The following is a 25413-nucleotide window of genomic DNA, read 5'->3' as shown; positions in this document are numbered from 1 at the left end:
CGGTTGCCATGGAATAAAATCCGGGAACGCTCTCAGGACGCAGCCATGCTTTCGAGGCTCTGGCGCTTGCCATCGCGCCACTTGCGCGGGGTCACGCCGTGGTAGCGCTGGAAGAGGCGGCAAAGATTCTTCGCATCGCCTAGGCCGGTGCGTTCCGCGATCTCATTGAGATTGCAGGTGGTCTCGCCGAGCAGCCGCATGGCGGCTTCCAGACGCAGGCGGGTGATCTCCTTCACCAGCGTGAGCCCGGCTTCCTGCAGCAGCGCCTTCTGGAGGCCGCGCGGAGTGAGTCCGGCCTGCTTCGCCACATCCGCCACGGTGAGCGGCTCGGCGAAATTCTCGCGGATGAAGCTCATCGCGCGGCGCACACCGCGATGCGGCCCGATGTAAAGCGAGGTGGAAGCGCGTGCATCCACCTGCACCGGTGCCACCAGCAGCGGGCGGGACGGCTTCTTCCGGCTTACGCCCACAAGATCCGCCAACAAGCCTGCGGCGGCACGCCCCACTTCACGGAGATTCACATCCACCGACGAAATCTCCACCGGAGAGACGCTGAGAAGATGGCGTTGGTTCTGGCTGCCGAGAATCGCGAGATCCCCCGGCACGCTCAGTCCGATGCTGCGTGCCGCGGCCACGAGATCCAAGGCGCAGCGATCGTCGTCCGCCATGATCGCCACCGGCATCGGCAGCGCCTGGAGCTTCGAGATCATCCACTCGCGGCACAGGTCGCGCGGGGTGGCGTGGTTCCGGGAAAGCTCCGGATGGTCCTTCATGAAATCGAGCACCACCGGTTCACGTCCGGACTCACGGATCGCCCGGACGAAGCCGCGCTTGGTCGCGAGAGAATCCGCTCCGGAGGAAAGCCGGCAGAAAACGAAGGTCGGGCGACCCACGGTCAAGAGATGCTCGGCACCCAGACGGCCCGCTCCTTCGGCATCATAGTTCACGATGGGGAAGGAGGCCGTGGCGCGGGCGAGCTTCGGAAAGGAAGCATCCAGCATCCGCACCACCGGACACTCCAGACGGGAAAGCCAGTTGGCCACCTTCTGGTTGTTCACGGTGGCCAGCACGCCATCGAATCCGGATGGAGGCGGCAGTTGCCCGTGGCGGACACAAGAGAGATCGACATCCCACTCGTTGCCGCGGGCCCAGTCCGTGATGCCGTCCAGCAGGGCGGGATCATGGATGCCGAGCGCGACCAACATCACCGGACGGCGGCCACTGCGGGTATGGGACCCTGCGGCACCCGCGTCCTGGACGAGCGGAGAGGTGGAAATGGAGGAGTTATGGAGGTACATAATAAGTCAGGTTCCTTGGTTTCAGGCACCGCAATGAGAGGACGGACCTGATAGAGCGGCAGGAAAGAACGTCTGCCTGCAAACACGGGGACAAAAAGAGGGACCTGACCGGGTCAAAAAAGAACGGGCGGATTGAACCAAAATTCGCCGCCTTGTCACCAGAAATTCCCCAACATTCTCTCAAACCCCCATGAATCAAGGGATACGGCTCTCTCTTTTCCACCTGGAGTTGCCTGCCAATGCCCCCACGCGGTCAAGAAACCGCTGGAACCGGGCTTTTCACCGGATGCCAGATGCCCGGTAGCGAACCATCCCCGTCCGTCTTGTCCCAAAAGACATGCTCGAGGGCGGGACAGGGCGTGGGTTCGAACCCACAGGCCCGGGCGGCCGTGGGAAACCGCAGTTCGGAGAAGATATACTTCTCATACAGTTTCAGAACCTCGGAATCTGAGAAAACCGCCTCAAGACAGCGGCGACTGACAGCTATCACGGCCAGTGGGATGATCCCGCAGCGAACCTTGCGGAAGCGGGAGGACAGCTTCCAACGGTAGCGCCACCAGGTCCAGGGCTGGCCGGGATAGACCACCTCCTTGGCAACCAAGTCAGCCTCGGCAGGAAACACCCCGTCCACATCCGCATCACACACCACGTCCCACTCGAGCATGACGGCCCGGTCGAATTCCATGGTCTGTCCTGTCTCCAGCCACCAGTCGCGGATCAGCATGTCGCTGTTGCTCCACGCCCGATAGAGATCCAAACCGGGTTTTGCATCGCGTCCGTACATCACCATGATCTCCTTCCCCGGATTGCTGCGCTCCAGCCTCTCCAAGTGGGGCAGACCGCGGTTGCGGGTGGTGAAACAGACGATGACGGTCTTCATGGGACGAGCGACAGCCTAGAGAGCCCGGTGGGAAGCGCCAGCAGGATCAAAGGACGAAGGAGCGCCGATGAACTTCATGAATATCGTGCCGGGTGATCACGTCTGATCTCCGCCATGAAAGCATCCTTCATTTCCCTGTGCTGCCTTCTGATCCTGCCAGTGGCTTCCGCCGATCCGGCACCCCAGATCGTTCAGCCCCCCGGGCAACCTGGACAACCCGTTCAGCAACTACCTGTGCCTCCCAGCGTCCGCCCGCTCCGGCCTCATAATGGTGGGTCGCAAGGAGGGAATGACAGCGCCTTCGATCACAACCGCTCCATCAATCTCACCGGCAATGTCGGGGAGAACCGGGACATCAATCTCTCCATCACCGGCATCGGACCCACCTTCAATTCCGAATGCATCATCGGGGATGGCACCATTCTCAGCGTCCAGTACAACACCGTCGAAACCGAGAATGCCATCCAGGTGAACTACAGCATCGGCCTGCAGGTCGAGGTGAAGACCGGAAACCGCAGCGATTACCGCAACCTCACCTTCAACGGGCGTGTCCTGTGCAAGGAGGGAACTCCGGTCCAAATCTACAAGAACGGATCACAGACGCTCTCGCTGGGAGTCGATCCGGCGAAGAAAGACGACGAAAAGAAATAAGCCGTTGTGGAGATTTGCGCCAACGGCCCCATCGATACCCTCACTGGATATAGATAGCCCGGAGGCGGTGGGAATCGACGTGACGAGATCATACAAGCCCCTCTTGGGATAGCCGCGGAGAACGGTTTTTCCGCTCGATTTCGCAGCCCCGGGTTCTTTACTCGGGGCTGTTTCTTTGTCCGATGCCACCTTGTTCTGTTCCGTGGCGGAGTCCTTCCATGGTGTAAAACTCCAGTCGGATCGGTCGTCGGTCCGATACCCATTTCGATCGCATTCCCATGTCGACAACCCTCTTCAAACGATTGATGCCCGCTGTCCTTGCGGCCGGCATGTTCACCTCCACCATCCAGGCCGCGCCTGTTGCGGCGAAACACACGTTCTCCATCGGTGACGAGGCTTTCCTTCTGGATGGCAAGCCGTTCGTGATTCGCACCGGTGAGATGCACTTCGCCCGCGTGCCGAAGGAATACTGGCGGCACCGTCTGCAACTCCTGAAGGCGATGGGGATGAACGCCGTGTGCGCCTACCTGTTCTGGAACTATCACGAATGGGAACCGGGCACATACAACTGGGAGGGACAGGCGGACGCCGCGGAATTCTGCCGCATTGCCCAGGAGGAAGGCCTGTGGGTGGTGCTCCGGCCCGGTCCGTATGTCTGTGCGGAATGGGATGGGGGCGGCCTGCCGTGGTGGCTGCTGAAAAATGACAAGATCCAGCTCCGCACCCGTGACGCGGACTTCATGAAGGCGGCGACCAGTTGGTATCAGGAGGTCGGCCGCGTGCTCGGCCCGCTCCAGATCACCAAGGGCGGACCGATCTTGATGGCCCAGGTGGAGAATGAATACGGCTCCTACGGCAAGGACGCGGAGTACATCGGTGATCTGAAAAAGACGCTCACCACCGCGGGCTTCGACATCCCGTTCTTCGCCTGCAATCCCGCCGGCGATCTCCGCAATGGCGCGCGAGCGGATCTCTTCAACGTGGTGAACTTCGGCCGCGATCCCGAGGGAGCCTTCAAGAAGCTCCGCGAAATCCAACCGAAGGGACCGCTGATGTGCGGCGAGTACTATCCCGGTTGGTTCGATACCTGGGGCAGCCCGCATCACAAGGGCGAGACCGACCGCTACATCAAGGAACTGGAAAGCATGCTGAAGGCGAAGGCATCCTTCAGCCTCTATATGGCCCACGGCGGCACCACGCCGGGCATGTGGCCCGGCACCGACCGCCCGTTCAAACCGGACACGAACAGCTATGACTACGATGCACCGATCAGCGAAGCAGGCTGGACCGGCGACAAGTTCAACCGCACCCGCGAGTTGATGGGCCGCTACCTCGGCGAGGGCGAAAAACTTCCCGAGCCCCCCGCTCCGCTGCCCGTGACCTCGCTTCCCGAAATCACCTTCACGCAGACCGCGCCGGTCTTCGACAACCTGCCGGAAGCCATCGCGGACTGCGACGTGAAGCCGATGGAAAACTACGACCAGGGTCACGGCAGCATCCTCTACCGGACCGAGTTGCCAGCCGGACCGGCCATCACATTGAAGGCCGGGCAGGTGCACGACTTCGCCTGGGTGTTCATCGATGGGAAGAAGGTCGGCTTCATGGACCGCCGCACCCGCAGTTACTCGGTGAAGCTCCCGGCCCGCGAAAAAGCCGGGCGTCTCGATATTCTGGTCGAGGCGATGGGGCACGTGAACTTCGGCAAGGAAGTTCACGACCGGAAGGGCCTTCAGGATGGCGTGATGCTCGCCGAGGCCAATGGCAACACCATGCCCCTGCCCGGCTCATGGAAGGTCTTCCCGCTGCGGCAGGATGACAAACAGCTCGCCAGCCTGAAATGGAAGCAGGGTCCGGAGGAAGGCCCGTCGTTCTGGAAAGCCACATTCCCCGTGGCAAAGCCCGCTGATACTTTCCTGGATCTCTCGACCTGGGGCAAAGGAGTGATCTGGGTGAACGGCCACTGCCTGTCCCGCTTCTGGAACATCGGACCGACCCAAACCGCCTTCCTGCCCGGAGCGTGGCTCAAGAAGGAAGGCAACGAGATCGTGATCCTCGATCTGCTCGGCCCATCCAAGCCGGTGATCTCCGGATTGGAAAAACCCATCCTCGACCAGCTCCGCCCCGAACTCGATTTCGCCAATCAGGCCACCGCCTATGGCAAGCTCGCACTCGATGGCGTGACGCCGGTGCATTCCGGTAGCTTCGCGCCCGGTGGAGACGCCCAGCAGGTGAAGCTCGCCGCCCCGGCCACCGGCAGGCAATTCTGCATCGAGAGCGAAAATGCTCACGATGGAAAGCAGTTCGCGGCCATCGCCGAACTGGACCTTCTCGATCCTGCGGGCAATTCGGTTTCGCACCAGACGTGGACGATCGCCTACGCGGACAGTGAGGAAAAGAAAGCCGAGGATGGCTCCGCCACCAACGCCATCGACGGCCAGTCCGCCAACTTCTGGCACACCCAGTGGAAGGACTCTCAACCCTCCCAGCCCCACCGGCTTGTCATCGATCTGGGCGCCTCCGCCACCATCGGCGGCTTCCGCTACACGCCGCGCCAAGGCTCCGGAAATGAAGGCGGACGCATCAAGGACTACCGGATCTATGTCGGCGACGCGCTGGTGAAGTAAGCGCCACACGAAAAAAACCGGGCGGGCGCGTCAGCACCCTCCCGGCGGTCATGATGGAGCCGCGTTCAACTGCGCTCCTGAAGCTCGATCTCAAATCGCCCGCCACCCAGCGGGGATTTCAGAGTGAGTATCGAATCCCGGGCAAGGGTGGTGGAACCACCCTCGTGGGAAATTCTCGTGCCTTTCGGAATGAGTTGATCGAAGGCATAGGGGAAATCCCCCGAGATCCGGAATCGCTGTTTCCCTGTTGGTTCAGACGTATTCATGGTCCAACAACCAAGCCCGGATACAGGGCTTTGCAACCGATTCGTGGTCACAAAAACCGCCCATTGGATTGGCGGAATGCCACCACACGGGCGCTGGCATCAACGTTTCATCGCAGTCGGACTGGGCATCGGATTGCGGGGCCCCTCCGTGCCGCAAGGAGGATGGACCGGAGGACGCGGCGGTGGATTGCCCGTGCCGCAAGGGTTGTACGGAGGACGCGGCGGTGGATTGCCCGTGCCGCAAGGGTTGTACGGCGGACGTGGCGGACGATTGTCCGTGCCACAGGGTTCCGGAGGACAGGGCCGAGGCGGGCAATAGGAAGAGGTCGTCACCGGCACCTCGATCACCACCGGCGGCGCGGAAGAATAAGTGTCCGAGCCCGAAGAGGTCGCCACCGAGTAGGACCCGCCTCCCAGTGGACGCGCCGGTTCATGAAGCGGGTTGGGACGGGGCAGGACGGCGACCCGGGCCGCCGCGTTCTCCGCAGCCAGACGTTGCTGCGCCAGCCAGGCGATGCGGCGATTTTCCGCAAGCACCTGGAGTTCGCGGGAGGTCTGCGCCTCCCATGCCGCCTGCGCTTTCCGGTCCTCGGCGCGGAATGCCATCGCATTTTCGCGGTCGAATCCACCGAGAGCCACCGCCACATCGTGCGGCAACATCTCATACGGAATACGGGCCACCCCTTCCTGATGCATGACAGTCACGCCATCCGGGCGCTTTTCCGTAATCCGAACCGACTGATAGACTTTCTGGCCGCGGGTGGTGAGGCTCGGCAGGGCGAGCAGACATCCCTCCTCCGGAACGGCCAAGGAGAAGGAGGAAAGCGCCACCATTGCCAAAACGATCCGTCCCATCGGTTTCATGGAACTGAGACGGATCGCTCCGGCATTTATTCAAAGCGAAGAACCTTTTCCCAAAGGCAGCTCCACTGTTGGTTGGCTTACTTCACCTTCACCGCATCGGGTGGACACAGATTCGTCTTCACATCGGTAGCGGACCACTTCACCGGCTTGCCCCCGCGGGTGACGGTGTTGTTCGAGATGTCCACTTGGTCGCAGCGGTTGAGGATGAAGGGAGCCTTCTTCCATGACGGGAACTTGTCGTTGTAGGCGACCTTGTTGCCACGGAAGGTGATGCCTTGGGTGGAAATCGCGAAAAGAAGCGGCACGTCGAAGGTTTCGAAAGTGTTGTCCTCGATCTTCACGTTGCGGTGATAGTACTCCGTCTGTCCCTTGAGGTCCGGCAGTTCCGGATAGCACGAGATCAGTCCCTCGGTGAACTGGAAGCGGGAGGTGAGGTTGTCCTTGAAGATATTCTTCCGGATCACCACGTCGTGGCAGGCGCCACTCTCATACCAACCGTTGGCATCACCCGCGAGCAGGATGGCGGAACCGGCGATGTCCTCGAAGCGGTTGTTTTCCACCAACACCGGCTTCGGCGTGGTGAAAAGCGAGCCACGCGCGCGGTTCTTGTGAACGAGATTACCGCGGAAAACGACAGCCGGGAACCAATCCACATTCTCCACCGCATCACCCTTGCCGAGATCGGCAGGAACGTCCGAGTCGAGCGTGATGATGAGGCTGTCCTCACCGGTGCGACGGACCGAGACCACCTTGCGCGGGTCGCGGGGTGTCAGCCACTTCGCTTGGATGAACTGGAGCGTTTCGCCCGGTAGGAAGGTTTCGAAACCGAACGCCTGGTTGTGGATGAATTTGCAGCGCAGCGTGCGGGCATCCACCTTCTCCTCGATGCGCAGGCAGGTGGCGTGAACGTTGATCGCATCATCCATCATGCCCTCGTAGAGACCGTTTTCCGCGATCACCTCGCCCTTGCAGTTCGAGAAGTGGGTGGCATCCGCATTGGTGCTGAAGTAGCGGCCGGTTTCCTTCCGTGGAAACACGCCGCCACCGGTGAGACGGATGTTCTCGCTGCGCTGGGCGAGCACGCCCATGCCCTGGGAGGAATGGATGGCCACATGATCGAGCGTGGTGTCCTTCGCACGGTAGAGCGTTACCGCCGGATGCGGACGGCTGACCCAGATGTTCTGGCGGAAGGTGATGACGTCACCGGCCTTGATGCCATCCTTGCCGATGTTCTTCGCGATCCGGTAGTGGCCGGGAGACAGTTCCGTCAACGGACCCTTGTAGGTGTAGTCGCTGGTGCCCGCGACGATGTTGCGGGTCTTGCCATCAAAAATGATGCCGATGCCCGCGTCGGCCCTGCCCCATCCCTCGCCGGTGAAGAAGAACCAGCCGCTTCGGATCTCGTGCGGGAACTTTTTCTGGTCCACATCCAGTTCATAGGCATCGCCCTCGACCTTGGTGATGACGCCCTGTGAATGATGCGGAATCGAGTAGTCGATACCGATCCCCTTCACGGTCACCTTCACGCTGTCCTGGATGAGCATCGGCTGGAGATCGCCGTGGAAAATGAAGGTGGAGCCCTGGCCATCGAGCGTGGCACCTTGAAGATCGACCAAGGGGATGCTGACGGGATGCCACTCCGGCTGCTCGTGGTTCGAGATGTGAAAATGGCGCTGGAGCGCACCAGTGGCGTGGAAGTGGTATTCGCCTTTCGCCAGCTTCAGCGTGGAACCGGGAGCCTCGCGCAAGGCCTGCACCGCCTTTCGCATGGCGGCCGTCTGGTCATCCTGCACGCCGGGCTTCAGCCCGAACGCCGCGCCATCGAGCACCTCCGCCTTTTTCGCCGCAATCCCCTCGCCAGTCACCCACGCCAGATCCACCCAATCGGCGTGATCGAAATCACGGTCCTCGAGATCGTCCGCCTGCAGATAGAGCTTTCTGTGCAAGGCGGAGGAAACCGGAATATCGAACGCCGCCGGAGCATCGCCCGCCTTCATCCGCGGAGACTCCCACAGCACGGCATTGCCGGACAGGATGCGGAACTTCACCGAACCTTTCCCCACTCCCGCCGCATCGTCCACTCCGACCGCACCGGTGAAGCGCGACGTTCCCTCAGGCACGCTGACGGGAATCTCCGAGGTGGCATGGCTGCCGAGACCGGAGGAATAGGTTTTTCCGGCAAGCACGAGCGGCTTGCCATCCACACTGGCATCACGGCGGAGTTCGCCATACGACTGGGTGGCCATGACCATGTCATCATCCGTCACTGGAACGGCGGCGATGGATGACAGGGTGCTGAGGCTGGTGAAGAGTGCAATGGAACGAATCATGGAAACATGGGGATTACGTGCTGAAACCGTCCCGCGATTCAATTCCGGCGGAACGATCCGAATAAAAAAAGCCCGCGCCCGGAAAATCCGGACGCGGGCCGGGAAAAGCGGTCAGACCGCCGGGCCCGTTCGTTGATTTGGTGGAAACGGCAGGTGTTCCTGGTTTCCGGGAAAAGCCTCAGTTGTAGACCGGCTTCTTGTGCTGGCTGAAGTAGCCGTCACCGGTGTACATCGACCCCGCATAGTCCGGCAGCGGGCCGGAATCCGGCGGCAGGGAAATATTGCCGAGGGTGGAGTCCTCCGGCTGCGAGTAAGAGATATTCACCGGCGTGCCGACCTTCACGAGGCGGAAGAATTTCGGCGCGAGGTTCTCATGCATGCGGATGCAGCCATGAGTGCAGGGATGGTGCTTCAGCCAGCCGGTGTGGAAGCCGTAGTTGGCCTTGAATTCGCACCAGTAGGGCATCGGCGTGCCTTTGAAGGACCAGCCGGCGGGTTTCTTCGCCAGGAACGTCTGCTTCACCTGGTTGCCGCTGTAGGCATAGCCGTGGGTATTCGCGCGATGGAACTGCTCCTTGTTGTAGATGGTGAAGGAACCGGACGGAGTGGAGGTGCCGGGCGCTCCCACGGACACCGGCATCACCAGCAGCGGATCATTGCCCTCCATCACGTACGCCACCTGCTTGCTGAGCGAAACCTTGACCCTCACGGCGGACGGGTTCTTCGGGAGCTTCGTCGGACGGTCGTAGGCGTGATAGGCGGCCAGGCCGCTGCCACCAGTGGTGGTCGAACAGGAGGTGAAGAGGGCCATCGACGAGGCGAGGCCCGCCAGCGCGAGCATGCGGAGTGCTTTCATGGTTTCGATCCCCCGCAGTTTGGCGCGTCCCGGAGCGATTGCAAGCCGGGGTTGGTTAGGGATTTCCACCTTTGTTCCGCCCGCCTCAGCGCTTGCGCTCCCAGGACTCCACTTTCTGGTTCACGAACTCGACGGTGGCACTGGTGCGAGGCACGTAGCTGACCTCCGGGCCGAATCCGTAGCCATAGCTGCGGTAGCGGTAGGGGCCATAGGAACCATAGCCGAGTCCGCCGAAGAAATTGGTGGTGTAGACCGGCTCGGAAGAGGTGTAGATCCACCGCTCGGACGGCCGCGGTCCCTTGGCTCCGTAGAACTTCGAGGAAGGTTCGCCCCACGCCAGCCAGACCGCGTCCGCGCTCATCCCGCGGGCGATCGTGCCCGTCTGGACGAGCTGTTTGTCCCTGGCGCTCAGGGTGGCGTACAGTCCGGGATGGCGTTCGATCCGGCCCTGTGGCGTGACATTGGCGCAAGACACCGTGAGCACCACCGGAGCGAGAACGGCAAGCAGCGTTTTCATCCCTAACTCCTAGCGCGGGAAAGCGCAGCTTGCAACGTACCGAAATCGTTTTCCCCGCCGCCGGAAAACGTCTTGCCAAGGCGAAACGGGCAGCGCCAATGTCGCCGCCGAAACCAACCCCTTTCCCCTGATGTCAGACCTGCTCGAAGACGAGGACCTTTCCGTCGCCCTCAAAAAGTGCCCCGAGTGGGAGCACGAGAAAAACGCGATCACCCGCACCGTCGAGTTCGAGGAATTCATGGACGCCATCGACTTCGTCAACGATCTCGCCGAGATCGCCGAGGAAGCGCAGCACCACCCGGACATCGTGATCCGCTACACCAAGGTTTCGCTGAAGCTGACCACCCACGATGCCGGTGGCATCACCGATCTGGACATCGAGCTCGCCCAGCGCATCGACAATCTCGTGGACTGAGATCCTTCGGATCATCCGACGCTTTCGAACAGCCCGCAGCCGGAAACGGCGGCGGGTTTTTTCGTGCCTCCGAGCCTCCGGGGAACGAGATGGCTGGATACAGAGCCCTCTTGCCCCGATCAATAACGATTTTTATCCATCTAAACATCTAGCAAAATTCGTCAAAATTCTCAAAAATATGAAATAATGCCTTTTTATAAGTGTATTTCAGACTTCAATCGGAAATTCCAATCGTTCCAAACGAATCACTACATGACGATTTCAATCCTCAAATGAAACTTCCACTCGTCGCTACGTTGCTGGCATCCTTCCTTTCCAGCTTTGCTGGCGAAATCGCGCCGTCACAAAATCCCACCGCACTCATGCCTCGCCACGGCACGGTGATGATCCAGCCCGCGAAGAGATGGGAGGATGGCCTGGCTGCCGGAAACGGCACCATGGGTGCCATGCTCTACGGTCATCCGGAAAAAGACACCCTGCTGGTGAACCACTCGAAGCTGTGGCTACCTGTCGGCTCGCGGGAAGTGCTCCCCAACGGAGGTGACATCCTCTCCGAGATGCGCCGGATCATCGGTGAAAAGGGTTATGGAGAGGGACAGAAATTCTTTCTCGAAAAAGCGCGCGAGGGGGGCTGGGGCGGCGAACTCGTATGGACGGATGCATTTCATCCGGGATTCTTCGTGGACATCGGACAAGCACAGCCGGGAGAGGTGAAGGATTTCGCCCGGGTGGAGGATTTTTCCGCCGGGGAAACCTGGGTGCAGTGGAAGAATGACGACGGGGCCTTCGAGCGCCGCATGTTCGTGTCGAGGACCGACAATACCCTCGTCACCACGACCACCGGCCCGAAAGGCAAAGTCTCATTGACGGTCCGGATGCAGAAGGTGAACAGCCCGCTCATCGAATCCACGGTCGAGCACTCAACGGATTGGATCACCTGTCACAACGTGTATGTGAAAGGCAAGGGTGGCTATGAGGGCGCGATCCGCGTGATCAGCGAGGGCGGCAAGCGCACCAGCAATGGCAGCTCCGTGACCATCACCGGCGCGGACTCGGTGACTCTGCTCGTCCGCATCCTGCCATGGCGCACGCCACTGCCTGAGAGCCAGGCATGGCCGAATGATCCGAAGAACCCGGATTTCACGGGCCCCGAACGGAAGGTCGCAAGAAGCACGGTCCAAATCCCCGGCAAAGCCTACAACCCGGAGTGGATGACCGCTCTGAAAGCGGATCTGCAATCGATGCCGACGGACTACTCCACCCTTTTCAAGCCTCACACGGCGGCATGGAGCGCGCTGTTCAACCGGGCCTCCATCGACCTCGGCGGCACAGCCGGGGAACGCGGACTACCTTCCGAACTGCTGCTGGACAAAGCCCAACAGGAAAAGCGCCTTTCCCCCGCCCTGCTGGAGCGGATGTATGACGCGGGCCGCTATGTCTTCATGTGCGCCGCCGGACCGGAAACACCGCCGAATCTCTTCGGTATCTGGACCGGGACGTGGAAGCCGGCATGGTCCGGCGACTACACCACGGACACCAATCTCCAACTCGACACGGAACTCGCCTACAGCGCGAATCTAGCCGAGTGCATGACCGGCTACTACCACCTCTGGGACAGCTACATGCCGGACCTCCGCCGCAATGCGAAGTCCCTCTACAACTGCCGCGGCATCCTGATCGGCAGCCGCTCGTCCAACAATGGCCTCGCCCTGCATTGGGACAAGGGCTGGCCGGGCAATCTGTGGACTCCCGGCACAAGCTGGATGGCGCATTGGTACTACGACCACTTCCTCTACACCGGAGACCGCGAGTTCCTGCGCAGCACCGCCATTCCCTTCATGAAGGATTGCGCGTTGTTCTGGGAAGACTTCCTCAAAGGCACGGAAGACAACGACGGCCGCCGCACCTTCCGTCCATCCTACTCCGCTGAGAACGGCTGGGGAGACAACACCAGCCAGGACATCGAGATCACCCACGAGCTGCTGACCAATCTCATCGAAGGCTGCGAGTTGCTCGGCATCGAAAGCGAAGGGGTTGTGCGATGGAAGGCACTGCTCGCGAAACTGCCGCCCCTGCTCATCAATGACCAGGGCCAGCTCAAGGAATGGTCGAACCCGAAGCAGGGTGAAAAAAACAATCATCGCCACCTGATGCATCTCTACGGAGCCTTCGAGAGCCAGCAGTTCAGCCGGGACCGCGATCCGAAACTCTTCGAAGCCGCAAAGGTCGCACTGAACAACCGCGTCAATGCCAGCCAGGAAGACGCCACCCACGGCTACATGCACACCGGATTGGCGGCGGTCGGCCTTGGAATGGGCGATCTGGCCTTTTCACGCATCGAAGAAATGGCAAAGCGCCGCTCGATTTATTCCAACATGGTCGCCGCACACTTCGGGGGTCCCCGCATCCTCTGCGACGATGGAAACGGTGCGACGCCGGAGATCGTGAACCGCATGTTCCTTCAATCCCGCGTCGGCGACCTCACGCTCCTTCCCGCGGTTCCAAAGGCACTGCCGAAGGGATCGCTGAGGGGAACACGCGCCCGTGGAAACATCGGCGTGGATGAGTTGAAATGGGATCTGGCCGCAGGCACCTGCGAAGTCACCCTGTCATCCACTGCAAAGCGGGAACTGGTGGTCGCGCTGCCGAACGATCTGGGCGTTTCGAAGATGACCATCGGAGGCAAGGAGATACCGGTGACTGCACAAGGCGTCGCACGAACCGGAGCGAAAGTGAACATACCCGCTGGATCGGTGAAGATCACCGTGGCGTTCAAAAAGTAGCGCGAGGCTCCCGCCTTGCGTGCTTCACACCGTGTGTTTACCCCAGAAGGATCAATAAAGACAAAAGCGCTTGGCCCCGCACGCAAGACGGGAGCCTCGTGCCAATTCACCTCGCCGCCTGACTCTTGTCTTCGTCCTCCTCTTCATCCCCACCGTAGCCGATCACTTCCACGACAATGATCGATGGAAGATCCTGATCGGCTGCGGCGTTCCCGGTCTGCGTGGCATTGGCGGTCGGAGAAACCGCTGACGTCGCCGCCGCGGTATTCGATGCGGCGATGCCGCCGAGGTTCGCGGAGGGGACCGTAACGGCGGGCGTGCCGCCGCTGGTGCCGCCGACAGAGATGTTACCGGCATTCAGCACCTGCGGCGCGGAGATGTTGAGATTCCCCGTCACGCGGATGCCGGCATCGCCCGCGTCAATGAAGCCCTCCGGGGCGATGAGATCGACGTTGCCCGGCAGCACGCCCTTCACGGTGGCGAGCACGCCGATGCCGCCGCCCGTCGCGAGGCCCGCGAGGTCGGTCTTCACCGCGCCGCTCTGGGGATCGATCAGCACCCGGGTGGGCGGTGCGGACTTCACCGTCTTCGAGGACGAACCCGCGGCGATATTGCCCTTGGACGACCACAGGATTTCATCACCGCCGCGCAGCGTGAAGATACGGCCGATGCCGATGCTGATGTCGTTGTTGGCGAAGATGGAGATATTGCCACCGCTTTCGGTCACGATGCCCGGAGGCGAAAGCGGATTGCCGATGGCGGTATTCGCCATCGAGAGGCCGCCGCCCGGGATGAAGATGCCGATATCGCCGCCATTGGTGGTGCGGATGTCACGGCCGCGGGTGAGGATATCGCCATCCCAGGTGGTGCCGGGGAAGAGCGTGGCGATGGCTTCCTTGCCGGTATCGTAGCTGCCGTAGCCGGGCGACTCCGGGTTGTTGTGGTCGCGGCCGGTATTACGAAGGATGACGTAGAACACCCGCAGCGCGGCCAGGTACTGGTCCTCGGTGGAGAGGCTGTCGAACTGCGCCGGAGTCAGGCCGATCGCCTTCAGATAGTCGGTGCCGGACGGGCCATCGATGTATTTCGTGATGAAGGCGCCGAAGTTGGCATTGCTGCCATCGAGCGCGGAGGCGCTGCCGAGACCGGCGGCCACCACGAGATCCGCGCCTTCGAACGGCAGCCACGGATTGCGGGTGTTGCCGATGCTGGTGATGCCCGTGCCGGTGCCATCCGCATTCGCGGTGCCGAGGCCGAGATCGAGATTACGACCGGCGATGACTTCCAGCGTGCCGGGGCCGCTGATCTGGATATCCCCCGCCAACGGACCGCTGCCGTCGTTCACCGTATTGGCGGTCGCCAAGGCGGACACGCGCAAAGCGGACGACGAGCTGTAGGGCAGGATGTCCCGGCCGCTGGTGACCACGCTGATGTCCGTAGAGTTCACGTTCTGGATGTAGAACGCCACATCCGCGATGTCCCGGCCCGCGGTGATGCGCGCGGCCTTCGGCGAATAGAGCGTGAATCCGGAAATATCGCCCGCACTCGCATAGAGGCGCAGCGGCGAGGCATCATCCTTGTGCAACGGACCGGCCCCGTGCAGCGCCTGCTTCGTCTGGAGCACAACATTGGTGCCAGTGGTCGCGCCGGATTCCGCGAACAAGCGGTCGAGGAAATCGAGGTAGCCGATGCTGGTATCGGTGGTGCTGGCGGAACCGGAGCTGCCGATGCCAACCACCGACTGATAGGCGAAGGGCGAGCTGATGCCCGGGATCGAGTTGGGATCGGCATCGGAGACGTTCACCGTGGCGACTCCCCATGGCGTCTTGGTCACACCGCCGGGCGCGACGAGGCCGTTCGGTTGCAGGCCGTTGATCGATCCACCTGCGAGCAGCTCCAGCGTGCCGGTGGCGGAGGGCGAGAGGATCAGGTTGCCCACGAGGTTGATGTCCCCGCTGTAGGAGGTCGCCAGCACCGTGCCCGGCAGCAACGAGGACAAGGTGCCGAAGGGTTGCACGCTGGTTTCATTCAGGCGCAGCCACGGCTTGGTGTAGGACGCGGAGGTGGTGGAGAGCAGCAGCTTGTTCGCATACCAGGCCAGCAGCAGCGAGGACGCGGAGCCCTGCGTGTCACCGCTGACGGTGGTGCCGCTTTCGCGCAGCGTGACCGATCCGCCGAGCGATGAGACATGCACGTAGCTGTCCGAGGCGTAGGTGGAAAAGTAGCTTTTGTTCCAATACGAGTTGTTCAGGCCGCCGGGCAGCAGGAACGGGTTCGCCACCGGGCCGAGCAGGACATTGCCGCGGGCATCGATGTCGAAGCCGCCCTTGCCGAGAAACAGCGTGGTCGGGAGCTGGGTGTAGACCGAGGCCGCGGAGGAGAGGCTCTGATTGAGCACCGAGCGGGTGGCATTGGTGTGGATGTCACCGCCCGCGCTGAGACGACCGTGGCCGCGCTCGACGTAGTAAACGCCCGCATCGATATCGCGACCGGCGCGCACGACGAGATCGCCGCCGCCAAGCTCCACCAGGCGGGAGGCATCCGTGGTGCCCTTCGGCATGCGGGCGTTGGTCGCCACCACGGCATCGACGTTGTGAATGTCGCGGCCCGCTTCCAAGGTCACATCGCCACCGCCGAGCGCGCCGACGCCCTGGAAGAAGTTGCTGAAGTCGATCCACCAGGTGGTCGTGGTGGTATCGCCGAAGCGGCCGGTCCCGTAGGTGCCGGTGGTGGGATCGACATAGCCGCGGCGGTAGAGCCAGTTGTCCGGCATCTGGAACTGCGAGTCGGCCACCAGTTGGTTAGCGGCATTGCGCGTGAGCCGCTCGATGTCCTGCTGCGCCTTCACCACCACGTCGCCGCCCGCCATGCTGTATTGCACCGCATAGGACTGCTGCGCGGAACCGAGGCCGCCGGAGGTGGTCTGGCTGACATTCGGCAGATCGAAGATGCCGCCGAGCGTGGCATCCAGCACGCGGGTGCCCGCGGTGTAGATGGTGGCGAACTGGTTCATCAGTTGCACGCTGCGCCCCGCGTGGATCTCGATGTCACCGCTGCCGGTGCGGATCGTCTGGAAACGGTTCGCGATCACCGAGGAAGTCGTCGCGGTATTCGATCCGGTGGCCGCGGCGTTGGTCGAGGTGCGGCCGAGAATCAGATTGCCGCTGGTGGCATCCAGCGCGGTGAGCGCCTTCACCTGGCCGAAGTCCGCGGCGGTGAGATCCGCGCCCGAGGCCAGGCGATAGGACCACGATTGCTCGTTCACCGGGAGCAGGGTGTTCTGCGTGGAAAGGCGGGCGGTCCACAGCCAACTGGTATCGGTGCTGGCCAGCGTGGGCGTGAAACCATCGCTGAGTGCGGTGTTGAAGACGAGATTGCCGGTGGAGCGGATCGTCAGCACGCCGGGCGCGCTCTTCGCGCCGAAGCGGAAGTCGGTGGAGGCGAGGTTCCAATCGTCCGCGGTGGTCGAGTTCGGCGTGCCGAGCTGGATGTCGCGGGACGGTGGCGTAATGGTGGTCGCGCCGGTGGTGGTGAAGCTACCGGAAGCGAGCGCCACGGTGATGGGACCGCCGGTGCCGCCGCTGGCGAAGGTGATGGTGCCCGCGCCGGAAAGCGTGACGGTGCTACCCGGATCGATGGCGGTCGCGGTATTCGCCGCCAGCGTGGTGACCACGCCGCTGGCCGAGGTGATCGTGCCTGCGACGGAGGCGGTGATCTTGTTGGTGGTGCTGACCACGGTGGTCGCGCCCGCCTTGGTGCCGGTCGGGAACGTGATCTTTGTTCCGGCAGCCAGCGAGAGACGACTGGATCCCGCGGTATTCAGCGTGACCACAGTGCCACGCGAGGTAACGGTGGCGACGCTGTTGCTTGCCCCGGTGGTGTAAGACGAACCCGTCACCAGATTCACCGCCAGTGCACCACTGCCGCTGGCATAGGTGATGGTGCCGCCATTCGCCAGGGTGATCGTGCTGCCCGCGGCCAGCGTGGTGGTGGCATTGGCGGCCAAGGTGGTGACCTCACCGGTGGCGGAGGTCACGGTCGCCGCGCTGCTCACGCGGATCAGGCTCGCACCGGTGCCGGAGGGGAACAGGACGCTGCCGCCGGTGGTGGCCACGACCAACGTACTGTTCGCCGCCGCGAGGCTGGAGGTGACGTTGGAAGGTGTGAGCGAATTGATGAGTTCGGCACCTGCCGCGAGCACGAGGTTGTTCACCAGTCCGGCGTTGTTCGCGGTGAGGCGATTAAAGATGGCGGTGTAGCCCGCGGTGGTGGTGCCCGTCGCACCGAGGAAGGTCTTGCCATCCGCGCTGATGGTGCCGGTCACGCCATTGACGATGCCGCCGAAGTCCGCGAGATCGTAGACCTTGTAACCCTCGACCAGAATGCTGGAGGCCTCGGTGATGGTGCCGTTGATGGCGCGGACATTGAGATCCGTGCCCGCACTGGTGCGTGGCGCGCGGATGTGGAGCTTGCCGCTGAACTGGCCGTTGTAGGCGCTGCTGCCCGCGGTCGAGGCATCGCCCGCGACCTTCGCCGCCACCGAGAGATCGAGCGTGGAGCCGGTCTGGATATCCACCCAGCCGGTCCCGGCCACGCCGTTCAACGAGGTGCCCGCTTCCAATGTGATGTCCCCGCCCTTGCCCGCATCACTGAACTTCTGGCCCGCCACGGTGAGGCGCGAGCCACTGGTGAGCGTGACATCGCCATGAGCGGCGAGACGGATCGAGCCGCCGGTGACGCCGCTGGCATCGATGGTGCCGGTGACATTGATCGAACCCTGGTCGACCGAGAGCAGGAAATCGGAGGCCTTGGTGGTGCCGTCCACAATCACATCGCCACCGCGCACGCGGATCGCCTGCGAGCCGGTGAAGGAGGCCTGAGTAAGCGAAGCGCTGAGGGACGCCAGAGAGGGAAGCGTGGCCGTATCCAGCACGAAGCTGCCATTGGCTCCGCCGTTGCCGCCCTTCGCCGCCAACGTTCCATTCGATGCAAAGGCACCGTGCGGCGTGGACACGGACAGCGATCCCGCATCGCCGCCACCGGTGGGCGCGGACACATCGATGCGTCCGCCGGTGGAAACGGTGACATTGCCATTGTCCGACGCCAGCACCACATCGCCGCCGCCGGTGAACTTCGCCGTGTCTCCGAAGACCTGGCGTGTGCCGGACACATCGAGCGTGCCGCCGATGGTGACATTACCGGCGGTGGCGCGCACGGAGAGGAGTCCGCTGCGGAGCTGCACCGCCGTGTTCACCTCCACCGAGGCGCCGGTGAGGATGAGACTGGTTCCGAGTCCGCTTGCTACTGGATTCACCGTAGATGTTCCCGCGACAAGTGAAAGCGATCCGCCCGCGGTGATAGTCCGCACCGCCCCGGCCGCACCGGTGACGCGTGGGGCGGAAATGGTGAGATTGCCCGGAGTGGAGAGGCCACCGGTGCCCGTACCGGTCACCCCGCGGGTCGCTGCGAGCGTGACATTCGTGTAGCCGTTCACCGCGAGCTGGTTCGCACCGAGCGTGATCGTATCGGCACGGAACTCGACCACGCCGGAGGTGGCGGTGGCCGCCGTGTTCGCGGCGTTCGCGGTGTTTTCCAGCACCAGCGATCCCGCACGGATCACCGCGGTGCCGCTTCCCTGGCCGATGCCGCGGATCGAGCCCGCGCTGAGTTCGAGCTGCGCGAGGTTGTTCCCGCCAAGCTGGCCCGCGCCATAAAGATCAAGCGTGGAGTAGCTGAGCAGCTTCAGCGAGGACGCGCCCTGGAAATCGGCGAGCGCCGCATTCGAAAGCGTGAGTCCGCTGTCCGCCGGGAGCACCACCGATCCATCGAGCTGGAGGCTGATCCGGCCGCTGCCGAGCACGTAGGTGGACGCGGACAGATCCGCCGATCCATCGAGCAGGGTGCGCGCGGTGGAATCCAGAATGATGCTGCCGCCCGCGAGCTTCGCACCCGCGGCCACGGTCAGAACCGGGGCTTGCGAAGTGGTCGCGCCGGTGCGGGTGATCGCCGCGCCCTTGCCGGAGGACACGCGGACCAGCGCGCCATCACCGGTGAGCGAGAAGTTCTCCGGAGTGACATTGCTGGTGGTGGTCGAGCGGATCTCCGCACCCGCCGCCAGCGTGAGCGCGCCGGTCGCGGAAAGGATCAGATCGTTCGCCACCAGCGCGGCCCCGGCATTGTCCACCGTGAGGCTGGAGCTGGTGGTGGTGATGACGGTGCCATCGCGGCGTCCGCCGATGAGCAGGCTTTCCGCACCGAAGCTGTTCAACACCGTGGCGGAGAGATTCACCGCACCGCTGCCGGAACCATCCGCCGTGATCGTGGTGCCGAGGCGCGTGCTGATATCGATCAACGAGCCATGCGCGCCGGAAACGATGGAGGCGGACAACACCGAACCCGAAAGGCCGAGCGTGTCCGTGGCCTGGAACACAAGGTGCCCGGAGTCCGAGGTGAGCGTGGGCACCGGCAGATTCAGCGACAGCGCGCTGGCCTTCAGGAAATCGCTGGCCTTGAAATCCTCATACTGCGCCCGTGCGCGCACCACCAATGAGGTGGCCACTTCGAAGCGCGACTGGATCGTCGGCACGGTGCGCTCGCTGTTGAGATCGTTGTAGCGGTAGCCGGAGACGATGTTCGACTTGTCGGCATTGGTGATGGTCGTTGACCCGCCGTCCTTGACCGGCGTGACCAGCACCGCCCCGGGGAGCAAGGCATAGCGCGCGGGCAGCAGCGTGTAATAGCCCGCGGGCAGGGAAGCGCTGCCGCTGAGATAGATGCGGTCGCCTGCCTTCAAGGTCCCGTTGGTGTAGCCATCGACGCCTGCGATCAGGTTGGTGCTGGCGCTGGAATTGTTGAACTCCGCATAGGGCGCGTAGTCCGCCTGGTAGGACGGGATCACCGCGAAGCTCGTCAGCGAGGCGAGGATGTCCACCGGCCCGCCGAGTCCCGAGGTCCAGCGATAGGCGTAGAGTTCGCCGCCACCGCGCAGGTCCACGGTCGCGCCCTGCTCCATGGTGAGATTGTTCGAAGCCAGCACCACATTCTTCTGCGGCAGGCCGCCCGCGGTAATGTCGGTGCCGTGCGGATCGATCCACTTGCTGCCATCCGGGCTGTAACCGTAGGGAATGGTGATCCCCTTCCCCGTCAGCGGATCAACCGCCGAGACGGAGGTGATGCTGCCTGCGCCGAGCGTGAGCGACTTCGTCACCGGCAGCGCCAGGGTGCCGCCCGCGAGGTAATCCTTCGGCGCGGTGCCGGTGCCATCCCAGCCCAGCGTGATGGTACCGAAGGGCGCGCGCAGCACACCGCTCTGCTGGATGTTCGAGGCGTAGATCGCGAGATTGCCACCACCGGACAGCGGGAGCTGGCGGCTGCCGGAGGCCTGGATCGTGACCGAGCCTTGCTTCACCACCGCACCCTCGAGGTGATCGTAGGCGACGATGGTGAAGTCCGAGGCGGTGGTGGGATAGATCTGGCCTGCACGCAGCGTGAGATTCCCCGCGAGATTGAGCGTACCGTTGCCGCGGATGTCGCCGTTGTCCGCCGCGAGTACGGCGCTACCCGTTCCTTGCAGCGAGAGATTGCCGACATCGATCAGCTCCGCCGAGACCGTGAGGGTGCCGGTGCCCCAGGTGGGCGCATAGCCGGTGCCGAAGACATTCGTCTTCGCATCCGGTGCCACCGGTGTCTGGAACGGCTGGCCGAGCGTGACATGTGCGGCATTGAGAACAGTCGCGCCGGTGGTGTAGAGCACGCCGCTATTGGCAACGGTGAGCTCGCTCCGCGCGTTGATGGTCACCGCACCCTGGAACTTCACGGTGCCTCCGAGCGTGAGCGAATCGAGCCCACCCGCCGTGAACGCATCCACCGCGAACCCGCCCATGCCATTCGCAGAGGCCACGGCGTGGCCGATGCCGGTCGGGCTGGTGATGAACTGCCCGCTCTGCGTGACGGTGAGATTCACATCACCGGTGGCGGGCAGCACGCCCGCCGGATAATAGCGACCGGAGGAAATCGACAGCGTTCCACCGAGCGCGGTACTGCCACCGGCATCCGCATGTAGCGTGGCATCTGACGCGAGCATCTGGCCACCCGCGAGAATGATCGTGCCGCCGTTGCTGTCCACGCGTGTGGCCACCGTGGTGAGGCCACCCGGCGTGCCGGTGGTGGTCTTCGTTCCCGTGGAAACGGTGCTGGCATCCAGATCGAGGATCGCGCTGGTGCCGGACACATCGATCACGGAGCCGGAAGCCGCGGCGATGTTGCCACTGATCTTGATCGTGCCGCCATCCAGCACGGTGCCTGTGCGGCGACCGTAGGGGTCCGGTATGTAGACGGTGGTGCCCGCGGCGGAAAGCACCGCGTGCGATCCGATGTATGTCGTCACCAGCGCCTGCGAATCATCGCCGAACAAACCGGTGGAATTCGACGCGCCGCCGACGGTGATCGTTCCACCCGCGGCGAAGATCGAACCGAGCACCGTGACCGTATTCCCCGTGACGGAAACATTGCCGCCCGCCTCGGTACGGATCACCGCGCCCTCGCCGATCACCACATCGCCCGCAAGCAAACGACCGCCTTCACGCGCATCCACGCCGGGGGCAGAAAGCGAAAGGCTCACCGCGGGGCGCAGGCCATCGGGATTCTCCCCCACCGCCAGTGACAGGGCTCCGGGATTCCCCGGCACTACTTGGAAGCTCTGCGCACGCGGCGCGACCACGGTGCCATCCGCCACCCACACCTCGGGCACGGCATTCGCTCCCTGGTTGGCCACCGATCCGAGACCCGAGAGAGAGAACTTGGTGAAGCCACCCTGACTGAAAAACTCCGGCTGCAACACCAGCGAACCCGCAGTGAGCGCGCTGCCGCCGATCTGCACGAACGGCGCGGTGATGGAGAGCGAGCCGCCTTGCGCGCCGGAGAAACCTTTCAGGGTGGAACCCAGCGACAACGAGCCGCCGAGCACCGACTTCAGCCCCGGGTCCTGTCCGGCGGTGATCGAGATGCTACCGGCATTCCCGTACTTGCCAGTGCCCTTCGCGGTCATGACGTAGCCGCCGGACACGTCGATCACGCTGCCGGTGGCGAGATTCACCTCGTAGCCGGTGATCTTCACCGAGCCACCGCTGGCCGCGATCGGATTGGAGTTCGCGAGGCGATCGTCTGTCACCAGCCCCGCGGTGCTCAGGGTCGATCCCGCACCCAGCGTGAAGATACCGCGTCCCGAGTTCGGCGCCGGGTCCGGAGTGCCCGCCGGTAGAGTGACCGCTACGTCCGGGGCAATGTTGTAGGTGGTGAACGTCAGCGAGCCACCCGGCGCGATGATCGATCCGGCGATGTCGATGTTCGCCGCGCCGAAGTTCAGAGAACCCTTCACCGCCGTGTGCAAGGTGACGCTCTCCGGCACATGGATGGTGCCATTGGGATTGTTCAACGTGAGCGATCCGAAATCCGATGCCAGCTCCGGAGAAAAATAAACGTTCGAGATCCGATCCGCCGCCAGTGCCGCCGGATTTCCGTTCGCATCCGTCGTGAATGCCGCCACCGCGTCCTGCACCACGCCGGATTGGAAGGTGATATCCGGCGAGGTCTGATAGGTGGTGACAACCGTGTTGTTGAGATACGTCTGAGACTGGAAGTTCAGCGTCAGCTTCGCACCCTGCGGCAGCGCGCTGGTGGTGGTGGAATTGCGGATCTGGTTCGTGCCCGCGATGGTGCTGCCCTTGAGCGAACCATCGAGCGCCATGCTCGGCGCGCTCAGCGTGATGCTGCCGCCGACCGCACCCTGCACGTAGCCTTCCTTGTAATAGGCACCGGTCGGCGCGAGCGGACTCTTGAAGGTTTCCGTCACGCCCCATTTGGCATGCACCACAGTCGAGCCGCCGGTATAGATTCCCCGATACACCTGATCCGGCGAGGCCTTGCCAATATCCACGATGTTTCCTGATGAATCGATCAAGCGCGTGGTTTGCAGAGTGGCTCCGCCGTAGTTCGTGGAGCCGCCGGAAACATCCAGCACCGAGCCATTCTGCAACACCACGGAGCCACCCGCGGAAATATCGAGCGTGCCGCCCGCGGTGGTGAGTTGTCCGACGGTTCGCTCGACCAGACCGGCGTATCCGGTGAGATCCGCCAGTGGCGTGCCGATCCAATCGCGGCCCTCATACGTGCCGCTCAGGCCGAGATCGACGGTAATGGTATCGCCGCGCAACTCGCCATCGCGCTGCACCGGTGCGACCGAGAGCTCGGAGCCGCGGAGCTGGAGTGTGATGATATTGTCCGCCACGGAGGCAGCCACGTCCTGCGATCCGGCGAGATTGATGGTCGCGCCGCTGTCGAGATAGACTTGTCCACCCGTGGCCACGAAGGTGGAGGACGGCGGCGTGGTCGCACCATTAAAGACCCACGTTCCCGCCTTGATCGTGGCCTGGGCGTTCGGTGCGAGGATGATGGAGTCCGTTTCCAGATGAACGGTAAGCCCCCGGATATTCACCTGCGAGCGCAAGGCCAGCTCGGTGCCCGCCACCTTGTCGGTGCTGGCCCACTCCGGCAGGATACGGGTGATGCTGCCCTCGCCGAGTGTGACGCCGCCGGTGTTCTTGTAGAGGAAGGGATTGCCAGTGGTGCCGTTGCTGGCGTCGTAGCCGGTGTTCGCCACCGCGCCGTAGTTCGCGAGCAGATCGATGCGTCCGTTGAGCGAGACGGAGGTCGTGCTGTCGATCACTCCGTTCTGACGGACGTCCTTGCCGGTGACGGTCGCGCTGCCACGGGCGACGGAGATGATGCCGTCATTGGTGGCCACGCCTGCATACGGCGAAAGCGCCGAAAGGGAATCGGTGACCGCGCCGACGTAGACATCGAGACCACGCAGCGAGGCATCGTTGCTGTTGTGCGCGGCAATGCCGACCTGGAGACCCGCAGCCAGCACGACCTGACCCGCAGTCGATTCGAGCGTGCCGGAATTGGTGACATTCGCGCCCACCAGCATGATGCGGCCGCCATTGCCATCCGCGCTCACGGGGGTGGTGATCTTCGCACCCGCCTGCACGGTGACATCGCCGATGCGCGTGTTCGCATCGATATCATCGTCCGCTCCCTGGTCGAGGCCGTTGAAGAGGAACTGCTGGTCGGGGTTGTTGAGGAGGCCGCGCTGGATTAGCAGTTCGTTGACCGGCAGCGCGGTGGCCACCAACGCGCCGACATTCACCTGCGAGCTGCCGCCGAAGATGATGCCGTTGCGATTGATGACATACACCTGTCCGGGCGCATCGATGGTGCCGAGGATCTGCGTGGGATTCGCGAACGGGTCGTTGACCTTGTTGAAGGCGATCCACTGGCTGGCGCTGCTGCCGCCCGCGCTCTGGTCGAACTTGAGCTCGGTGTTCTTTCCAACGTTGAAGGTCTTCCAATTCAGGATCGCCTGCTGGGCCGTTTGCTTGACGGTCACCTGCGTCTTGCCGCCGCTGGTGGTCGCTTGCACGGGCAGGTTCGCGCCCTGCCATAGAGAGGAGTTCGTGCCGACACGCGGGTCCACTTCCAAACCGCCCGCGGTCAGGCCATCGGGGACGTCGGGAAGAAGCTGGCCGGGCTTGGTGGGATTCTGACCGAGATTGTTGGAGCCATTGTTCTTCGCCAGATTGCGTGCCGCGGTCTGCATCGCCTGCACGGCCTGGATCGCCTGCGTGGTCTTCGCGAGCGCGTCATTGGCATTGCCGGTGGCACGCGGCGTGATCGCCGCCGGAGTGTTGGTCGTGCCGGTGGTCGTCGTTGGAGCATTACCACGCGCCGCGCCGCCGCGCAGGAGGTCCCCGCCTTGTACGACGATCGTCGTGGCAAGGGTGCACACGAGTCCGAGAGGCAGATGCTTCCGGACAAAACGTCGTGACAGGAAATGACGGCGGGGCTTCATGACAATGAATATGGAAAACGT

At 63.1% G+C, this 25413-nt stretch carries 11 protein-coding genes; 4 read left to right on the top strand and 7 right to left on the bottom strand.

The genetic code is table 11. The annotated features are described in order from the left end of the window. Window positions 1-32: 32 nt before the first annotated feature. Both KBB96_RS02460 and KBB96_RS02455 read right to left on the bottom strand, forming a co-directional pair. Complete coding sequence (locus tag KBB96_RS02460; RefSeq protein ID WP_211631905.1) at window positions 33-1298, bottom strand: substrate-binding domain-containing protein; 1266 nt, start codon at window positions 1296-1298, stop codon at window positions 33-35. A 253-nt stretch (window positions 1299-1551) separates the two neighbouring features. Beyond that, a complete protein-coding gene (locus KBB96_RS02455; RefSeq protein ID WP_211631903.1) occupies window positions 1552-2178 on the bottom strand; it encodes a hypothetical protein in 627 nt (208 codons plus the stop codon). A gap of 234 nt (window positions 2179-2412) precedes the next feature. Here KBB96_RS02455 and KBB96_RS02450 point away from each other — a divergent pair, with 234 nt between their 5' ends. Together KBB96_RS02450 and KBB96_RS02445 are read left to right on the top strand one after the other, a co-directional pair. Next, window positions 2413-2829: a hypothetical protein gene (locus tag KBB96_RS02450; RefSeq protein WP_211631901.1), complete on the top strand. Its 417-nt coding sequence runs from the start codon at window positions 2413-2415 to the stop codon at window positions 2827-2829. A gap of 278 nt (window positions 2830-3107) precedes the next feature. After that, window positions 3108-5453 (top strand): beta-galactosidase, encoded by a 2346-nt coding sequence (locus KBB96_RS02445; RefSeq protein ID WP_211631900.1) that lies wholly within the window; start codon window positions 3108-3110, stop codon window positions 5451-5453. A gap of 365 nt (window positions 5454-5818) precedes the next feature. Here the strand turns inward: KBB96_RS02445 and KBB96_RS02440 are convergent, their stop codons facing one another. The 4 genes from KBB96_RS02440 to KBB96_RS02425 all read right to left on the bottom strand — a co-directional run bounded on the left by KBB96_RS02440 (window position 5819) and on the right by KBB96_RS02425 (window position 10286). After that, on the bottom strand, window positions 5819-6583 hold the full coding sequence (locus tag KBB96_RS02440) for a hypothetical protein (RefSeq protein WP_211631898.1): 765 nt from the start codon (window positions 6581-6583) through the stop codon (window positions 5819-5821). A gap of 77 nt (window positions 6584-6660) precedes the next feature. After that, on the bottom strand, window positions 6661-8913 hold the full coding sequence (locus KBB96_RS02435; protein ID WP_211631896.1) for an NPCBM/NEW2 domain-containing protein: 2253 nt from the start codon (window positions 8911-8913) through the stop codon (window positions 6661-6663). A gap of 178 nt (window positions 8914-9091) precedes the next feature. Then, window positions 9092-9769: a L,D-transpeptidase gene (locus KBB96_RS02430; protein ID WP_211631894.1), complete on the bottom strand. Its 678-nt coding sequence runs from the start codon at window positions 9767-9769 to the stop codon at window positions 9092-9094. Window positions 9770-9854: 85 nt separating this feature from the next. After that, window positions 9855-10286: a hypothetical protein gene (locus KBB96_RS02425; protein ID WP_211631893.1), complete on the bottom strand. Its 432-nt coding sequence runs from the start codon at window positions 10284-10286 to the stop codon at window positions 9855-9857. 130 nt (window positions 10287-10416) lie between these two features. Between KBB96_RS02425 and KBB96_RS02420 the strand changes: the two genes are divergently transcribed. Both KBB96_RS02420 and KBB96_RS02415 read left to right on the top strand, forming a co-directional pair. Then, the gene (locus KBB96_RS02420; RefSeq protein WP_211631892.1) at window positions 10417-10701 is read left to right on the top strand and encodes a 4a-hydroxytetrahydrobiopterin dehydratase; all 285 of its coding nucleotides are present in this window, start codon (window positions 10417-10419) and stop codon (window positions 10699-10701) included. A gap of 272 nt (window positions 10702-10973) precedes the next feature. Next, window positions 10974-13484 (top strand): glycosyl hydrolase family 95 catalytic domain-containing protein, encoded by a 2511-nt coding sequence (locus KBB96_RS02415; RefSeq protein WP_211631891.1) that lies wholly within the window; start codon window positions 10974-10976, stop codon window positions 13482-13484. Between the two features lie 106 nt (window positions 13485-13590). Here KBB96_RS02415 and KBB96_RS02410 read toward each other — a convergent pair whose 3' ends face one another. Next, window positions 13591-25392, bottom strand: coding sequence for a filamentous haemagglutinin family protein (locus KBB96_RS02410; RefSeq protein ID WP_211631890.1), 11802 nt, complete (start codon window positions 25390-25392; stop codon window positions 13591-13593). Window positions 25393-25413 lie beyond the last annotated feature (21 nt).

It is taken from the genome of Luteolibacter ambystomatis (assembly GCF_018137965.1).
In the GTDB taxonomy this organism is placed as follows: domain Bacteria; phylum Verrucomicrobiota; class Verrucomicrobiia; order Verrucomicrobiales; family Akkermansiaceae; genus Luteolibacter; species Luteolibacter ambystomatis.
The sequence above is the reverse complement of the archived record's forward strand: the minus strand, read 5'-3'. Positions and strand labels throughout refer to the sequence as shown.

Coding starts and splice junctions, on each gene's coding strand:
- KBB96_RS02440 (WP_211631898.1), bottom strand. CDS start 6,583: ATGAAACCGATGGGACGGATCGTTTTGGCAATGGTGGCGCTTTCCTCC.
- KBB96_RS02430 (WP_211631894.1), bottom strand. CDS start 9,769: ATGAAAGCACTCCGCATGCTCGCGCTGGCGGGCCTCGCCTCGTCGATG.
- KBB96_RS02415 (WP_211631891.1), top strand. CDS start 10,974: ATGAAACTTCCACTCGTCGCTACGTTGCTGGCATCCTTCCTTTCCAGC.
- KBB96_RS02435 (WP_211631896.1), bottom strand. CDS start 8,913: ATGATTCGTTCCATTGCACTCTTCACCAGCCTCAGCACCCTGTCATCC.
- KBB96_RS02455 (WP_211631903.1), bottom strand. CDS start 2,178: ATGAAGACCGTCATCGTCTGTTTCACCACCCGCAACCGCGGTCTGCCC.
- KBB96_RS02460 (WP_211631905.1), bottom strand. CDS start 1,298: ATGTACCTCCATAACTCCTCCATTTCCACCTCTCCGCTCGTCCAGGAC.
- KBB96_RS02420 (WP_211631892.1), top strand. CDS start 10,417: ATGTCAGACCTGCTCGAAGACGAGGACCTTTCCGTCGCCCTCAAAAAG.
- KBB96_RS02445 (WP_211631900.1), top strand. CDS start 3,108: ATGTCGACAACCCTCTTCAAACGATTGATGCCCGCTGTCCTTGCGGCC.
- KBB96_RS02425 (WP_211631893.1), bottom strand. CDS start 10,286: ATGAAAACGCTGCTTGCCGTTCTCGCTCCGGTGGTGCTCACGGTGTCT.
- KBB96_RS02410 (WP_211631890.1), bottom strand. CDS start 25,392: ATGAAGCCCCGCCGTCATTTCCTGTCACGACGTTTTGTCCGGAAGCAT.